The 234-nt window shown below is 53.0% G+C and carries 1 protein-coding gene; it reads left to right on the forward strand.

All coding sequences use genetic code 11. The annotated features are described in order from the left end of the window. Positions 1-234, forward strand: a 234-nt coding sequence (locus MXD62_RS09705; protein WP_248829017.1) for a glutamate synthase central domain-containing protein, incomplete at both ends; no start/stop codon positions are given.

The following is a 234-nucleotide window of genomic DNA, read 5'->3' on the forward strand; positions in this document are numbered from 1 at the left end:
TTCAGGATGGGTACACCCTGTTAATTCTTTCTGATCGGGGAATATCAGAGAAATGGGCCGCCATTCCCGCTTTGTTGGCGATTAGCGGTCTCCATCATCATCTGGTACGGACCGGAACACGTACGAAAGCGAGCCTGATCCTGGAATCGGGGGAACCTCGCGACGTCCATCAGTTTGCCATGCTGATCGGCTACGGTGCAGATGCTGTCAATCCTTACCTGGCAATTGCTACCT

Origin of the sequence: Frankia sp. Mgl5 (assembly GCF_023242985.1) — a bacterium.
GTDB classification, from domain to species: domain Bacteria; phylum Actinomycetota; class Actinomycetes; order Frankiales; family Frankiaceae; genus Parafrankia; species Parafrankia soli.